Source organism: Burkholderia sp. GbtcB21, assembly GCF_019091065.1.
GTDB lineage: Bacteria > Pseudomonadota > Gammaproteobacteria > Burkholderiales > Burkholderiaceae > Burkholderia > Burkholderia pyrrocinia_C.
On record NZ_JAGXKA010000010.1, the window covers coordinates 118,444 to 131,517 of the forward strand.

General features: G+C 65.1%; 16 protein-coding genes. 9 read left to right on the plus strand and 7 right to left on the minus strand.

Features of this window, described 5'->3' with window-relative positions:
* The first annotated feature begins 277 nt into the window (after positions 1 to 277).
* The 3 genes from KVT39_RS22255 to KVT39_RS22265 are packed head-to-tail and all read left to right on the plus strand — an operon-like array spanning position 278 to position 1,852.
* Positions 278 to 646, plus strand: a complete 369-nt coding sequence (locus KVT39_RS22255; RefSeq protein ID WP_034180833.1) for a hypothetical protein — start codon at positions 278 to 280, stop codon at positions 644 to 646.
* Positions 643 to 1,203, plus strand: a complete 561-nt coding sequence (locus KVT39_RS22260; protein ID WP_081938426.1) for a hypothetical protein — start codon at positions 643 to 645, stop codon at positions 1,201 to 1,203. Before KVT39_RS22255 ends, KVT39_RS22260 begins: the two co-directional genes overlap by 4 nt.
* Positions 1,204 to 1,231: 28 nt before the next feature.
* Complete coding sequence (locus tag KVT39_RS22265; protein ID WP_235212479.1) at positions 1,232 to 1,852, plus strand: M35 family metallo-endopeptidase; 621 nt, start codon at positions 1,232 to 1,234, stop codon at positions 1,850 to 1,852.
* A gap of 481 nt (positions 1,853 to 2,333) precedes the next feature.
* On the opposite strand, the gene KVT39_RS22270 is transcribed toward KVT39_RS22265, so the two are convergent.
* Complete coding sequence (locus tag KVT39_RS22270; RefSeq protein WP_034181029.1) at positions 2,334 to 2,759, minus strand: PACE efflux transporter; 426 nt, start codon at positions 2,757 to 2,759, stop codon at positions 2,334 to 2,336.
* Positions 2,760 to 2,906: 147 nt separating this feature from the next.
* Between KVT39_RS22270 and KVT39_RS22275 the strand changes: the two genes are divergently transcribed.
* Positions 2,907 to 3,869: a LysR substrate-binding domain-containing protein gene (locus KVT39_RS22275; protein WP_034180832.1), complete on the plus strand. Its 963-nt coding sequence runs from the start codon at positions 2,907 to 2,909 to the stop codon at positions 3,867 to 3,869.
* Positions 3,870 to 3,914: 45 nt separating this feature from the next.
* Here the strand turns inward: KVT39_RS22275 and KVT39_RS22280 are convergent, their stop codons facing one another.
* The 3 genes from KVT39_RS22280 to KVT39_RS22290 all read right to left on the minus strand — a co-directional run bounded on the left by KVT39_RS22280 (position 3,915) and on the right by KVT39_RS22290 (position 6,184).
* Entirely contained in the window at positions 3,915 to 5,063 is a 1,149-nt protein-coding gene (locus KVT39_RS22280; protein ID WP_034180831.1) for a hypothetical protein, read from the minus strand.
* Positions 5,064 to 5,101: 38 nt separating this feature from the next.
* Positions 5,102 to 5,371 (minus strand): MoaD/ThiS family protein, encoded by a 270-nt coding sequence (locus tag KVT39_RS22285; protein WP_034180830.1) that lies wholly within the window; start codon positions 5,369 to 5,371, stop codon positions 5,102 to 5,104.
* Positions 5,372 to 5,494: 123 nt separating this feature from the next.
* The gene (locus tag KVT39_RS22290) at positions 5,495 to 6,184 is read right to left on the minus strand and encodes an aspartyl/asparaginyl beta-hydroxylase domain-containing protein (RefSeq protein WP_217590211.1); all 690 of its coding nucleotides are present in this window, start codon (positions 6,182 to 6,184) and stop codon (positions 5,495 to 5,497) included.
* A gap of 241 nt (positions 6,185 to 6,425) precedes the next feature.
* Here KVT39_RS22290 and KVT39_RS22295 point away from each other — a divergent pair, with 241 nt between their 5' ends.
* Together KVT39_RS22295 and KVT39_RS22300 are read left to right on the plus strand one after the other, a co-directional pair.
* A complete protein-coding gene (locus KVT39_RS22295) occupies positions 6,426 to 6,770 on the plus strand; it encodes a DUF4148 domain-containing protein (RefSeq protein WP_034180828.1) in 345 nt (114 codons plus the stop codon).
* 71 nt (positions 6,771 to 6,841) lie between these two features.
* A complete protein-coding gene (locus tag KVT39_RS22300; protein WP_217590274.1) occupies positions 6,842 to 7,117 on the plus strand; it encodes a DUF4148 domain-containing protein in 276 nt (91 codons plus the stop codon).
* A gap of 272 nt (positions 7,118 to 7,389) precedes the next feature.
* On the opposite strand, the gene KVT39_RS22305 is transcribed toward KVT39_RS22300, so the two are convergent.
* From KVT39_RS22305 to KVT39_RS22315, 3 genes are all read right to left on the minus strand, one after another.
* The gene (locus KVT39_RS22305) at positions 7,390 to 7,917 is read right to left on the minus strand and encodes a cytochrome b (RefSeq protein WP_034180827.1); all 528 of its coding nucleotides are present in this window, start codon (positions 7,915 to 7,917) and stop codon (positions 7,390 to 7,392) included.
* A gap of 69 nt (positions 7,918 to 7,986) precedes the next feature.
* Complete coding sequence (locus KVT39_RS22310) at positions 7,987 to 9,450, minus strand: ATP-binding protein (protein WP_217590212.1); 1,464 nt, start codon at positions 9,448 to 9,450, stop codon at positions 7,987 to 7,989.
* Positions 9,447 to 10,106 carry a response regulator gene (locus KVT39_RS22315; protein WP_034180826.1) on the minus strand — a complete coding sequence of 220 codons (660 nt, stop codon included), beginning with the start codon at positions 10,104 to 10,106 and terminating at the stop codon, positions 9,447 to 9,449. The genes KVT39_RS22310 and KVT39_RS22315 overlap by 4 nt, the downstream gene beginning before the upstream one ends.
* A 279-nt stretch (positions 10,107 to 10,385) precedes the next feature.
* On the opposite strand from KVT39_RS22315, the gene KVT39_RS22320 reads away from it, so the two are divergent.
* From KVT39_RS22320 to KVT39_RS22330, 3 genes are read left to right on the plus strand one after another with little or no spacing between them, the layout of a single operon-like run.
* Positions 10,386 to 10,736, plus strand: coding sequence for a hypothetical protein (locus tag KVT39_RS22320; protein ID WP_105390284.1), 351 nt, complete (start codon positions 10,386 to 10,388; stop codon positions 10,734 to 10,736).
* Positions 10,737 to 10,787: 51 nt separating this feature from the next.
* Positions 10,788 to 11,957 carry a bacteriohopanetetrol glucosamine biosynthesis glycosyltransferase HpnI gene (hpnI, locus tag KVT39_RS22325; protein ID WP_217590213.1) on the plus strand — a complete coding sequence of 390 codons (1,170 nt, stop codon included), beginning with the start codon at positions 10,788 to 10,790 and terminating at the stop codon, positions 11,955 to 11,957.
* Positions 11,954 to 13,042: a lysylphosphatidylglycerol synthase domain-containing protein gene (locus KVT39_RS22330; RefSeq protein ID WP_217590214.1), complete on the plus strand. Its 1,089-nt coding sequence runs from the start codon at positions 11,954 to 11,956 to the stop codon at positions 13,040 to 13,042. Before hpnI ends, KVT39_RS22330 begins: the two co-directional genes overlap by 4 nt.
* Positions 13,043 to 13,074: the final 32 nt, after the last annotated feature.

Below are 13,074 nucleotides of genomic sequence, written 5' to 3' on the forward strand. Positions count from 1 at the left end.
CGACAGGGTAGATACCCGGTGTTCGGGGGCGATCCTCAGGCTCGTCCGGCGCGTGTCAACGAGTTTTTCGCAGCCGGTCGAATACCGGACTTTCGGCATAGCTGACTGCCGGAGGTCGACCCGGGCAGTGTCCCGTGCGCACGATTAAATAAATTGAGATAAAGAAATATAATAACAATTAGTTATGCGAATTTCGAATTCGTATGATTGAAAGTCCCTTTCGGATCGCGCATTTTGGTGTTGATCATTCGCGCCAATCTCACGAAGGGGAATCAGGATGCCGCACGATCAGAAATCACCCACTCATTTGTCTGCCGCCATCGGCTCGCTTACCGAGCGAGGCAAGGGGAACGCCCGAACCAGCAGCGGGCTGACGGTTGCCGGGCCTGCAGTCGCCTGCGCGAGCAACGTCGTTGCTTACGAGGATGGCAGGGCGGCTGCTATTGCGAACGGCTCGACAGCCTGGATCGTCGGTGGCTTTGACTTGGCCGATTACGGCGATTTCAAACGGCTCGCGTCTGTCGGCATCGAACTTGATAGCGGTGATGTCATCTTCCACGTCCCGGAGCGAGAAAGGCTGGCGTCGGGTAGCTGGCTCAGGGTGGTGAAGCAACCGGGCGCTATGCGCCGAGGCGAGGTCGCATGATCCGCTACTTTCTCGCACAAGGGGATCGCGGTGGCAGCGCGACGATCATCGAAGGGCTGCCGACTGTCACCTGTTCCAATCCGCCGCCGCGAGTGCATATCGCGACACTCTATATGAAGACCTATTGCTCGGCTTGCGAGCAGGAAGGGTATGTCGCGCCGGAAGGTCCACGTTTGCCCGGCACAGCGACGAATGGCCAGCCATGGGCGCTGAGCGGCGATATCAATGTTTGCGGGTGCAATCCGCCGCCGGTTTTTTATGCCGAGCGGGGGATGCGCATGATCGTCAGTGATCAGCAGGTCGGGGTGTCGGTGGGGCTGGGTCGAAATCATGCTCATTCGACTTCGGCAACTAACGACGCACATGACGAACAGTATGTTTTGTGCGATGAGCAAAGTGGTCGACCGCTTGCGCGTGTTCGATACCGCATCCATACGACATCAGGCCAGATCTTCAGTGGTGTCACGGATTTCGAAGGAAACACTCAACGTGTAACGACACGTCGCGCCGAAAAACTTAGGCTTGAGGTGGTGGAGAACAATAACGATGCCTTGTAACGAATATGTTTGCGTCCACGATTCGGCGGTGACGAATACTACGCAAGGTTCGAAGCTTAAAGTTTTACTGACGCTCAACGGCCCACCCATTTGCCCGACCATGACCGACGCAGAATTCAGAAACCTGGTGATGCAACTTCGCGACGAAGGGGCAGACCTCGTGGAGGAGCGGCTCAAAAGGCTGGCAGAGTGGTCGCAGAACGAACGTAAGCGTGTGTGGACGTGGTTCGGCGCGAATGACGACGAGATTCGTCTTCGCCTTATCACCGGACTGACTGCTACTCTAGCAGTCATGCGGTCACTAGGCCCTGCGAATTTTCTGAGAGCTCATCCTGATCTTGATCGATCTCTTGGATGCTTGCCTACCAACAAGAATGTCGGGACTGTTGCGCACGTATGTGGTCCCGACACGGCAACGCACACGATAAGCATCCACGAGGAATTTTGTACGATTCGTGATCGAAGTCGGGCAGCCACCTCGAAGTTGTCGACGATCATCCACGAGTGCACTCATTTCAAGGATACGTTTGGGGCGGGCGATCCAAAATATGGAATCACGCGATTTCTTCCGAAGTGGGGGCAAGATAACCCGGAGCTGGCAATTAAAAATGCGGACAGTATTGCGGCATATGTTGTATGGCTTGATTAAAGGTGTGATTTTCCTGTGTGTGTCCGCAAATTCGTTTGCTTGTGATGGATCCGAGAATTTGCCGGGACAGAATTATGACCTTATGTTTGAGAACAATTCTGCGTCGGTGAGCGCGGAGCAAGCGGAGAAGCTGAGAGGCTGGGTATCGGATATGTTGTCGAGATTTCCGATTCGCGAAGGAGTAGCTGTGAGCGGCGTAGCCGAGCCTACAGAAACCGATCCTGAAGAATTGTCTGCCAGGCGTGCCGAGGCCACTCATCGTCTGTTACGGCATTTCGGGTTAGAACAGGAGCGCTATGCTGTTCATAGTTATGTCTATAAACGCCTGAGTAGTCGAGACAGTGAAAATGCGAAGCGGGCTGAGATAACGTTGCTTCCTGGTTGCCCCGGAAACTGTTGTGCCGATATGTAAGGCACCTCGGGAAGTGAGGCGGCGTCAGGGCATATCCCGGCCGCCGTCTTGCAATGACGGACGTTCGATTCACAACCCCTTCGTCGCCGCCGGCACGTCGAACACGCGATCGAACGCCCACTGGAATACGAACGCATAGCAGAAGAAGAACGCGAACAGCCCGATATCGACGACGAACGCGTCGAACCACGAGATGTCGAGCCACCACGACACCACGGGCACGAGCATGAAGATCAGCCCGCCTTCGAATCCGGTGGCGTGCAGGATCCGCCGCCCGAGCGTGCGCGTCGGCTGCCGGCGCGACGCTTCCCAGCGCTCGAACAGCGCGTTGAAGATCATGTTCCACAGCAGCGCGATCGCCGACATCGTCGCCGACAGCGCGCCCGAATAGACGAGGTCCTGCTTGAAGATCGCCGCGATTACGGGCGAGATGCAGGAGATGGCGATCACTTCGTAGAGCACCGCCTGCGTGATCCTGCGCGGTAGGCCTTGCACGTGGTTTCTCCGGTTCGACGGCAACCGCCGCGGCACCGTGCCGCGACGTTCCGCAAGGCTATTCGCGTTGCACGCCTGCTTCAATTCACCTAATCTCACCCCGATTGAATCGAATTCAACCCGGCCGCATCCGGCCCGCGAGGCCCCGTGTTCTCGAAAATTCCCCTGACCGCATTGCGTGTATTCGAGTCGTCGGCGCGGCTCGGCACGTTCAAGGCCGCCGCGGACGAACTGTCCGTGACGCCGGCCGCCGTGTCGCACCAGATCAAGTCGCTCGAAAGCCGGCTCGGCGTGCTGCTGTTCGAGCGCGGCGCGAGCGGCGTGCGGCTCACGGCGGAGGGCGAGCGGCTGTTTCGCGCGAGTCACGATGCATTGCTTGCGCTGAGCCGCGGGCTCGATGCGGTGCGGCCCGAAGCGGCCGACGAGCGCACGCTCGTGCTGACCACCACGCCCGCATTTGCAGCGATGTGGCTGATTCCGCGCCTGGGCCGGTTCCGCCGCGTCGATCCGCAGTTGAACATCAAGGTCGAAACCGGCAACGCGCTCGCCGATCTCGAACGCGACGCGCGGATCGATCTCGCGATTCGCGCGACGTCGCGCACGTTCCCGGCGCTGCACGAGATCGCGCTGATCGACGAGTATTTCGGTGCGTATGCGGCTGCCGGGTTCGATGCGCATCGTTCGGACGAGCGTCTCGACTTGATCGAGACCGTGTGGGATACGCCGCTGCCCGTGTCGATCGACTGGGCGTCGTGGTGTCGCGCGGCCAGTCGCGACGCGTGGCTCGAACGCGCGGTGTTCAGGCATTACGACGACGAGCAATACGCGCTGCAGGCCGTGTTGCTCGGGCAGGGCGTCGCGTTGTTGAGTTCGGTGCTGGTGGCCGAGCACGTCGAGCGCGGCGCGTTGATGCCGATCGAGCCGTCGGTGCGGCTCGACGGTGCGCGCTTCGTCGCGCTGTGCCGGCCCGGGCGGGAACGCGAGCCGCAGGTCAGGCGGTTTCTCGACTGGCTCGAAGCGGAAATCGCGCACACGCGCGCGGCGGTGGCGCGGATGGCGCCGGGCGACCGCTGCGCCGACGAGCCTATGGATGCGCGATCCGGCGAGTGACCGGAAACCCGGACGTGTCGGCCTCCGGGTGCCCGCGTTACGCCGTCACCCGAACCTGACGCAATACACCGGCGGCAAATGCGCCGACACCATCTGCCAGTTGTCACCGCCGTCGCCGGACGTCCATAACCCGCCGGTCGTCGACGCCATCGCGAGGCGCGTGCCGGATTCGTCCACCGCGAGCCCGTGCCGGTACACGAGGTCGTACGCGGGCGCGGCCGGCAACCCGTTCGACAGGCTCTCGAAACTGCGGCCGCCGTCGCGCGTGCGCGTGACGACGAACCGGCCGTTCACCGGAATCCGGCATGCGTCCTTTACGGCCGGCACGAACCACGCCGTGTCCGGTTCGTCCGGATGCACGGCGACCGCGAAGCCGAAGCTCGAAGGCTGCGCCTCGATGCGCCGCCAGTGCTCGGCGCCGTCGGTCGAGCGGAAGATCGCGCAGTGATGCTGCGTCCACAGCACGTCCGGGTTGGCCGCGCACTGCACGACGCGGTGCGGGTCCTGCACGTTCGGCTCGCCGCGCCGCTCGGGCGGCATGTAGTCGGCTTCCATGCCGTCGGCGGTCACGCGCCAGGTCGCGCCGCCGTCGATGGTCTGCCAGACGCCGCCGCACGAGATGCCGACCGTCACGTGCCGGCTGTCGCGCGGATCGACCATCACCGAATGGATGCCTGGCGCGTCGTATCCGCCGCCGCCCCACTCGGCGCGTTCCGGGCGATCCCACAGCGGGCGGTTGAGCACCCACGAGTCGCCGTAATCGTCGGAGCGGAACAGCCCGCCGGGTATCGTGCCGGCCCACAGTACGCCCGGCTCGTCGGTGCCGCCGGGTTCGAGCGACCAGATCTGCTGAAGCGTCCAGGGCGGCTTTGGCGGGGCGGGGGGCTCGTCGTCCGCGTCGCCCGTGCCTGCACGTGCGACGGCGCCGGCGGGCTGTTCGTCGGCAGGTTGAGGTGGATAAACGGGGACTGCGCATTCTTCCCAGTCGGTGGCGCCCGCTCGCCTGCGGTGCAGCTTCACGCCGAAATGGCCGAGGTTGAGCGCGGCGTACAGCGTTCCGTCGCGCGGGTCGGCGAGTGCCATGCTGACCGGTTCGCCGACGAAATGCGGTTCGCCGAGCGTCCAGCCGTCGTTGCCGTCGGGCTGCAGAACGAACAGGCCCTTGCGGGTGGCGACGAGCAATCGATCGTTCATGTTGGTGTCTCCTGATGGCCTGACTTGGGGCTGTCCCTTTATCCGCCCGTCAGCGCCTGCACGACATAAACCCGACTGGAGTCGCCGAGCGCATCGGACAGCCGTTGCCGGTCGCGCACTGGCTGGCCGTCGATGAATACCGAGAGATGTTTGCGCAGTGCACCCTGGTCGTCGACGATGTAGCCGCGCAGTCGCGGCTGCTCGCTGAAAACGGTGTCGAATGCTTCGCCGAGCGTGTGTGCATCGATCTCGCGCTCGGGTGTTTCGACGTGCCGCTGGATCGAAGCGGCGAAGAAGATATGCGCCATGGCAGTGGCTGGCAGGAGCCGCGCGAAAGGGACGGTTTGTAGTTTAGGCGATCCGATGGAAGCTGAAAGTCAGGATGGCGTCGCATGGGTGCTGCTGGTCCGGCGTGCGCCGGCCGTGTGCCGCTAAACCGGAATCGACCGCCCCCGCACCCGAATCCCGAGCCGCACGACGCCGATCACCGCATTCGACAGCCACGTGAGCAAACGCGGCATCCCGCGCCGGCGGATATCGAGCAGCAGCACGATCCGCACTTCATCACTGTCGTTCCATGCCTCGTGCATGAACGTGTCGTCCCACAGCAGGAAGCGGCCTTCGTCGAGCCGGTATTCGCGGCCATCCACTTTCAGCACGGCGGCCGGCGTGCCGTCCGCGCGCTTCGGCATCGACAGCACGAGGTAGCCGCGCAGGATGCCGCGAAACGGCCCGCGGTGCGGCGGAATGTGCTTGCCCGGCGCGAGGAACGACAGCGATGCGGACAGCACGTCCGGCGACGCCGCGACGATCGACGCCACGGTCGGGCAGCGTGACAGGTTGCGCGAGAACGGCTGGCCGTACGCCTGCATGATGAACATCCGCCAGTCGCGCGCATCGTTGGCCGAGATGTCGTACTGCTCGCGCATGATTTCGTGGAAGCGCGGGATACGCGGCATGTCGCGCGCCACCGCAAGCGCTTCCGCGCGGATGGCCGGCCACTCACGCATGAAACGCTCGGCGTCCGGGAACGCGGCCATATCGAGCACCGCGCCGCCGTCGATATGGCGGTCGTACAGCGTGCGGAGCAGGCCGGCTGCATAGTCGTAAGCGGCGGACATGGTCGATCGATGGGCGATCCGTATGAGGTGGCGTCAGTCTGCCCGAAGCGCGGCGGGCGCTGCGTTACGTCAGGTTACGCCGGCTGACGAAAGAATGACAGTTCGATGAATGTCCGGCCCGAGCGGCCCGGGAAGCCGGGAGGCCGCATGGTTCGAACTGCGAAGCGCGGGAATAAACGAACGCCTTCCGTCGTCATACGGGTGTAGCACATCGTCTCGTTGACTTCTGAAGGAGTAAACCATGAACACGCATTGGCTGGTGGCCGCCACGGTGGTGGCGATGTCTGTCGCGGGTGTCGCGACGCAAGCGTCGGCACAGGCGCTCACGCGCGCGCAGGTCAGGCAGGAACTGATCGACGCCGAAAACAACGGGCTGCGCTTCGTGACCGATACGTCGTATCCGGACGTGAGCCCGCTCTTCCAGCGGCAGGTCGAACAGATGCCGCAGCGTCAGTCCAGCACGGCGGTCGGCAGCGATCCGGCCGTTTCATCCGAAGCAGGAAAACCGGCGGCGATGTCGCCGCGCCAGCGTCCGGCCGCGTGCGTCGGCCCTGCGAGCTTCTGCACGATCTATTTCGGAAGCTGACAAACCGGCCTGCATCCGCAGGTTCGGCATTCACAACGGTTGATCGATACGGAACATTGAAGGAGTTGATGATGAAAGCATATATCGCAGTACTGATGATGATCGGGGCGATCGTCGGTCAGTCGGCATTCGCGCAATCAGCCGCGCCGCTGACGCGCGCGCAGGTTCGTGACGAGCTGATGCGTCTGGAAGCGGCCGGATATGACCCGGCGAAGGGAGACGACGGCGAGTATCCGGCGGACATCCAGGCCGCGGAAGCGAAGCTCGCCGAGCAGGATCGGGCCCGGCAGGCGGCTGCCGCCATGCATGCGCCGGCCCCCGGTATGCCGGCTCAGATCAGCAACTAGGTGTCGATATGTACGCGTGTGGCTTCTGGCCGTCGTGTCCGCGGTACGGTAATCCGCGTGCGCTGCGCGCCGCTCGACGTGGCCGAAGGGCGCCTGCTGCCATGCCGCTCATCGCACGCCGCTTCGCGCGGCGTCGCGATCATCTCGCCAACCGGTCCCGATGGGTCGGCAGGTTGATCGCGCGATGAACGGGAGGGCAGGCGATGTCGCGAACCGGAACAATCCGGTTCATGCCGGCAATGGGATGGTGTGCTGAAACAGGGGCGCGACGATCACCACGGCATCATGCGTTGCGCGACCTGATCGCGCAGCACGAAGCGGTGCGCCAGCGCGGCTGCCACGTGCAGGCAAATGCCGGCAAACAGTACCCATGCAAGGATGCCGTGCACGTCGCCCATCGCATGACCGAATCCGGAGCCGACCGCCGACAGCGCCGGCAACGGGACGACACCGACCAGCGTCACGGCCCAGGCGCGCGACGATGCGTTGATCCAGCCGAGCAGCGGCACCGCGATCAGCAGCGCGTAGAGTGCGAAATGCGTCACGCCAGACAGCGCGCGCATCGCGGGCGGCAGGTCGCTCGCGGGCGGGCGATGCGTCGCGCGCCACAGCACGCGGCAAGCCATTGCCGCGAGCAACGCGGTACCCACGATCAGGTGCGCGGCGATCAGGCCGATCGGTTGCGTATCGCGATGCACTTCGGGCATCGTCCAGCCGATCGCATATTGCGCGACGACCAGCGTCACGATCAGCCAGTGAAGAAAGCGTGCAACTGCGTCATATCGGGCGGGCGTGGGCATGAAAACTCCTGACGAATGGCGGGAATCGTTTATATCGGCGAATTCTACGGGCGAATCCTTAACGAAACGTTAAGCACCCGGCATCGCGCGCGATCGATCGTCGTGTTCGCCGGCCGGCGCACTGTGCGGCATCGATCCGGCCGCGTTCGCCGACGGCAGCGCGACCACGACGCCAAGGCCTTGGCCGCCGATGCCGGGCTCGAACTGCACCGTGCCGCCGAAGTATTGCGCGATGCGCGTGACGATCGACAGCCCGAGCCCGCTGCCGGGCGATTGCGTACCGCTGCCGCGATAGAAGCGATCGCCGAGCCGTTCGTGCTCGCCGGGAGCGACGCCTGGCCCGTCGTCGCGCACGACGATGCGTTGCAGCGCGCCATCGTCGTGCACGCCGAGCTCGATGCGGCCACCGCGGCGGCCGTACTTGATCGCGTTGTCGACGAGATTGTCGAGCAGGATGCCGATCAGGATCGGATCGGCATCGATCGCGCGTTCGGATACATCCTCGGTCACGATGTCGATGGCCTTGTCCGACGCCTTCGCGAGATGGCGATCGACGGCGGCGTCGACGAGTTCGCGGACGACGACGGCGCGCGTCGGAATGCGTTCGTATTCATCGAGCCGCGCGAGCAGCAGCAACTGTTCGGCGAGACGCGCGCTGCGGTCGACGCCTTGCACGACGCGCTGCATCGCCAGCTGCTTGCGCGCAGGATCGTCGGTCGCGATCGCGACCTGGGCCTGAACCTTGATCGCGGCCAGCGGCGTCTTGAGTTCGTGCGCCGCGTCGGACGTGAACGCGCGCTCGCGCACGATCGATTGCCGCAGCCTCGCCAGCAGTCGGTCGATCGCGTCGACCAGCGTGCGCACTTCCTCCGGCACGGTGGCGATGCCGAGCGGTTCGAGCGATCGCGCATCGCGTGCGCCGATCAGCGTCGACAGCGTCTTCAACGGCGCGAGACTGCGTCCGATCAGGTACCAGAGGAGGAGCGCCAGCACCGGGAGCGCGACGATCAGCGGCAAGACGATGCCGCGTGCGATGCCGGTCGCCAGGTCGCTGCGCGTGTTGAGCGTTTCCATCACGCGTATCCATCGCCCCGACGGGTTGTCGCGCAGCGTATGCGTGCGCCATTGCGTGTCGCCGATGACGATCGTCCGAGGGGCGCCGCGCGGCTCGCGTGCATCGGGCAGGCCGGCGGCGTCGGCCGGCAGGTTCGATGCGACGACGTGGTTCTGCGCGTCGCGCACCTCGAACAGCATGTCGCGCGGCAGGCGATCGCCGTCGTTGTCGGAGCCCGATCTTGATTCGCCGAGCGCCAGTTCGACACGCGCGTCGGGCGGAAAGCGGGCGAGGCGGGCGAGGTCGGCCGGCGACAGACCGACGAGCAGCGACGCATACTCGACGAGGCGCGCGTCTTCCCATTCGCCGATCTCGCGCGTGGCGTGCCGGAAGCTGCCGAACACGGCGACGATCCACACGACGATGACGCAGCCGAGCGCCATCGCCGACACGCGGCGTCGTATCGACCGCGAGATCATGGCGCGTCGACGACGTAGCCGATACCCCGGACGGTGCGGATCAATTCCGCGCCGAGCTTCTTGCGCAGGTTCGAGATATGGACCTCGATCGCATTGCTTTCGATGCCTTCCTGCCAGCCGTACAGGCCGTCCTCGAGACGCGCGCGCGACTGGGGGCTGCCCGGGTGGCTGACGAGCTGAACCAGGATCGCCCATTCGCGTGCGGTGAGCGCGATGCGCGATGCATCGCGTGTCACCGTGTGAGCGGTCAGGTCGATCGTGATGTCGCGCCATACGATCTCGTCGCCGGCGCGGCCCTGCGAGCGGCGCACGAGCGCGCGACAGCGGGCGAGCACCTCGGACAGTTCGAACGGTTTCGCGAGATAGTCGTCCGCGCCGTCGTCGAGGCCGCGCACGCGGTCGGCGACGGTGCCGCGCGCGGTCAGAACCAGCACGGGGACCGTATCGCCCGCATCGCGCAACGCACGCAGCAGTTCCGTTCCCGATTTGCCGGGCAGGCCGAGATCGAGCACGACGAGCGCGAAGCGCGTCGTCGCGAGCGCCGCGGCGGCCGCGTGGCCGTCGCGCAGCCAGTCGACGTGATAGCCGGCCTGGCTCAGGCTGACCTCGAGGCCGCTGCCGATCAGGTCGTCGTCTTCAACAAGGAGGAGTCGCATGGTCGATTCGCGTGCAGGTGTATGCGATTGTACGAGCCCGACTGTGCGTGCAAGGCAACCGATTGTAATTGAGCGATCTCAAACATCGTCCGATTCTGAAGAACGCTTAAGGTTTGCGGCCGGCATTCCCGCTACTATCGGCCTCGACATTTCTCCCCCCTGACCCCGACCCGGGTTTGCGGCGTTCGGCACGGACCGAATGCAGCGGCCCACGAATCCGCGACCCTTCAGTTTGATTTCAAATCGATCCGGGTCGCCCGCACGGGAGGTTCATTCTTCATGGCACCCTCGACGATCGAGCGATGGCGCGCCCACCTGCTGATCGCCGCGCTGGCCGGCATGTTCGTTCAGTGCTTCGTGCTGGTTTCGCTGCTTGCATTGCGCGTACCCGAGGCGTTTTTCACGACGATGACATTTCGCGCGTGGATCGTCGTCGCGGTTGCGACCGCGATCCTTTCGGCCCGCAAGCTTGCCGATGCGGCGTTCAGGGCCGCAGTCGCGTGCGGATACGTGCGCGTGACCGGAATCGATCGCCGTACGGTAGTTGTGTCATCTGATTGCGCGTACCGTCGGTTGGTCGTCCTTCATATCCGGCTCAACGGGAATCGATACGGCAGCGTGCACGGGTGATCCCGCGTGCGCGGCCGGTTGCGGTCGTACGGGTCACCACTGGGGAGAAGCATGGTTTTGCTGCATGTGCTGCACGCGCTGGCCGGGGCACTGTCGATCGTCTGCGGGCTGGGCGTGTTGCTGGGCATTGCCTACACGATCACGGCCAGCGTGCTGGTCGGCAGGTTCTTTTCCCGGGCGGCGGCGGTGCCGCGCGATTATCCGGGCGTCACCGTCGCGAAGCCGCTGCACGGCGACGAATGGGATCTCGTACAGCATCTCGAAAGCTACTTCGTGCAGGACTATCCGGGGCCGGTCCAGCACCTGTTCGGCGTGCACGATGCGGGCGACGCGGCGCTTGCGGCCGTCGAGACGCTGCGCGCGCGCTATCCGGACGCGAACATCAAGGTCGTCGCCGATGCGCGGCTGTACGGGCCGAACCGCAAGGTCGCGAATCTCGTCAACATGCTCGAACATGCGGAGCATTCGGTGCTTTGTCTTGCCGACAGCGACGTGCTGGTCGGGCGCGATTATTTGAGTGCGGTCGTCGGCGCGCTACAGCAGCCGGAAGTCGGTATCGTGACGAGCGTGTATCGCGGTGTCGCGTCGCCGGGCTTCTGGCCTGGCGTCGCCGTCGCGATGACGAATTACCATTTCCTGCCCGGCGTGATTACCGGGCTTTTCATCGGGCGTGCACGGCCATGCTTTGGACAGACGATTGCGATCACGCGCGCGACGCTCGAACGCATCGGCGGGCTCGCGCGTTTCGCGCATCACCTGGCCGAGGATCACGCGCTCGGCGAAGCGGTGCGGCAGGTGGGCGCGCAGGTCGTCATCCCGCCGTTCGTCGTCGGGCATGCCTGTGTCGAAGAGACGTTCGCCAAGTTGTATGCGCACGAATTGCGCTGGAGTTGCACGATTCGCGCGGCGGACCGGCTCGGTCATGCCGGGTCGGTGTTGATGCACCCGGTGCCGCTCGCGCTGCTGGCCGTGCTGTTCTCCGGCGGTACGCCGGCCGCCTGCTGGCTGACGGTCGCGGCGCTCGCCGCGCGGGCGCTGCTGATGCTGAAAACGAGCCGTGCGACCGGCGCCGGCCTGCGCGGCGCCCTCTGGCTGCCGTTCGTCGATCTGCTGCAGTTCCTGATCTTCGTGGCGAGCTTCTTCTCGTCGCACGTCGTCTGGCGCGGCACGCGCTTTCGCGTCGACCGGGAAGGCTTGCTGTCGCCGGCGGGTGAATCATGACGACGCAGACGAACACCGCCAACGCCGACGCGGAACGCGTGTCCGCGCGTCACGACGCACGGCTGCGACATGCGGGACGCGCGGCGGCGCTGGCCGGGCTGGCGCTCGCGGTGTGGCTGATCTGGCGCGAGCATCCGCTGGAGATCCTGCACCGGCTGCGGATTGCCGGCGCCGGGCTGCTCGTCGCCGCGTTGGCCCACGTTCTGCCGATGCTCGCGAATGCGTGGGACTGGCGGATGCTGATCCGCGGCCCGCGCCGGCCGTCGTTCGGGGCGATGATGAAGCTCGTGTGGATCCGCGAATCGATCAACGGGCTGTTGCCGGTCGCGCGGATCGGCGGCGAGATCGTGTCGTTCGGGTTGTTGCGGCAGGCGGGCGTGCGGCCGGCGACCATCGTGGCCAGCCTCGTCGCTGACATGCAGCTCACGCTGATCAGCCAGCTGGTGTTCGCGCTGATCGCGATCGGCTACGTGCTCGAACACGTATCGTCCGACGCCGCGCAGGTGGCCGCGCACCTCGCCATCGGCATGGCGGCGCTGGTGCCGGTGCTGCTGCTGTTCGCGCTGGTGCAGCATGCGCGGCCGTTCGAGCGCGCGATGCGCGCGGTCAACCGGATCACGAGCGGCAAGGTGGTCGCGCTGGTCGGCGAATCGGCACGCACCGATCAGTCGATCCGGATGATCTGGAGAAAGACCGGCATCGTCGTGCGCTATCTGGGGATCTGGCAGACGCTGCAGTTTGCGGGTTATGCGCTGGAAATCTGGCTCGCGCTTTACTTCCTCGGCGCCGATCCGACCTTTGCGCAGGCGCTCGCGATCGAGGCGCTGATCCAGCTCGTGAGCAGCATCGCGTTCATGATGCCGGGTGGTTTGGGCGTGCAGGAGGGCGGGTTCGTGCTGATCGGCGGGCTGCTCGGGTTCGACGCGCCGACCTGTCTCGCGCTGGCCGGCGCCCGCCGCGTGCGCGATCTGCTGTTCTATCTGCCGGGCTTGCTGGCGTGGCAGTGGGCGGCCGGTTCGGCGAACCGGCAGGGCGGCACGAAGCGCGCGTCGCCGAGCATCGGGGAATCCGCCAGGCCGCGCTGACGCGGCCCGACGACGCTGCGTGCGTGCCCGGG

Excerpts from the sequence above, each read along its gene's own strand:
- KVT39_RS22295 (WP_034180828.1), top strand. The coding sequence starts at position 6,426 with ATGAACACGCATTGGCTGGTGGCCGCCACGGTGGTGGCGATGTCTGTC.
- KVT39_RS22285 (WP_034180830.1), bottom strand. The coding sequence starts at position 5,371 with ATGGCGCATATCTTCTTCGCCGCTTCGATCCAGCGGCACGTCGAAACA.
- hpnI (WP_217590213.1), top strand. The coding sequence starts at position 10,788 with ATGGTTTTGCTGCATGTGCTGCACGCGCTGGCCGGGGCACTGTCGATC.
- KVT39_RS22280 (WP_034180831.1), bottom strand. The coding sequence starts at position 5,063 with ATGAACGATCGATTGCTCGTCGCCACCCGCAAGGGCCTGTTCGTTCTG.
- KVT39_RS22260 (WP_081938426.1), top strand. The coding sequence starts at position 643 with ATGATCCGCTACTTTCTCGCACAAGGGGATCGCGGTGGCAGCGCGACG.
- KVT39_RS22310 (WP_217590212.1), bottom strand. The coding sequence starts at position 9,450 with ATGATCTCGCGGTCGATACGACGCCGCGTGTCGGCGATGGCGCTCGGC.
- KVT39_RS22300 (WP_217590274.1), top strand. The coding sequence starts at position 6,842 with ATGAAAGCATATATCGCAGTACTGATGATGATCGGGGCGATCGTCGGT.
- KVT39_RS22305 (WP_034180827.1), bottom strand. The coding sequence starts at position 7,917 with ATGCCCACGCCCGCCCGATATGACGCAGTTGCACGCTTTCTTCACTGG.
- KVT39_RS22255 (WP_034180833.1), top strand. The coding sequence starts at position 278 with ATGCCGCACGATCAGAAATCACCCACTCATTTGTCTGCCGCCATCGGC.
- KVT39_RS22320 (WP_105390284.1), top strand. The coding sequence starts at position 10,386 with ATGGCACCCTCGACGATCGAGCGATGGCGCGCCCACCTGCTGATCGCC.
- KVT39_RS22315 (WP_034180826.1), bottom strand. The coding sequence starts at position 10,106 with ATGCGACTCCTCCTTGTTGAAGACGACGACCTGATCGGCAGCGGCCTC.
- KVT39_RS22330 (WP_217590214.1), top strand. The coding sequence starts at position 11,954 with ATGACGACGCAGACGAACACCGCCAACGCCGACGCGGAACGCGTGTCC.
- KVT39_RS22290 (WP_217590211.1), bottom strand. The coding sequence starts at position 6,184 with ATGTCCGCCGCTTACGACTATGCAGCCGGCCTGCTCCGCACGCTGTAC.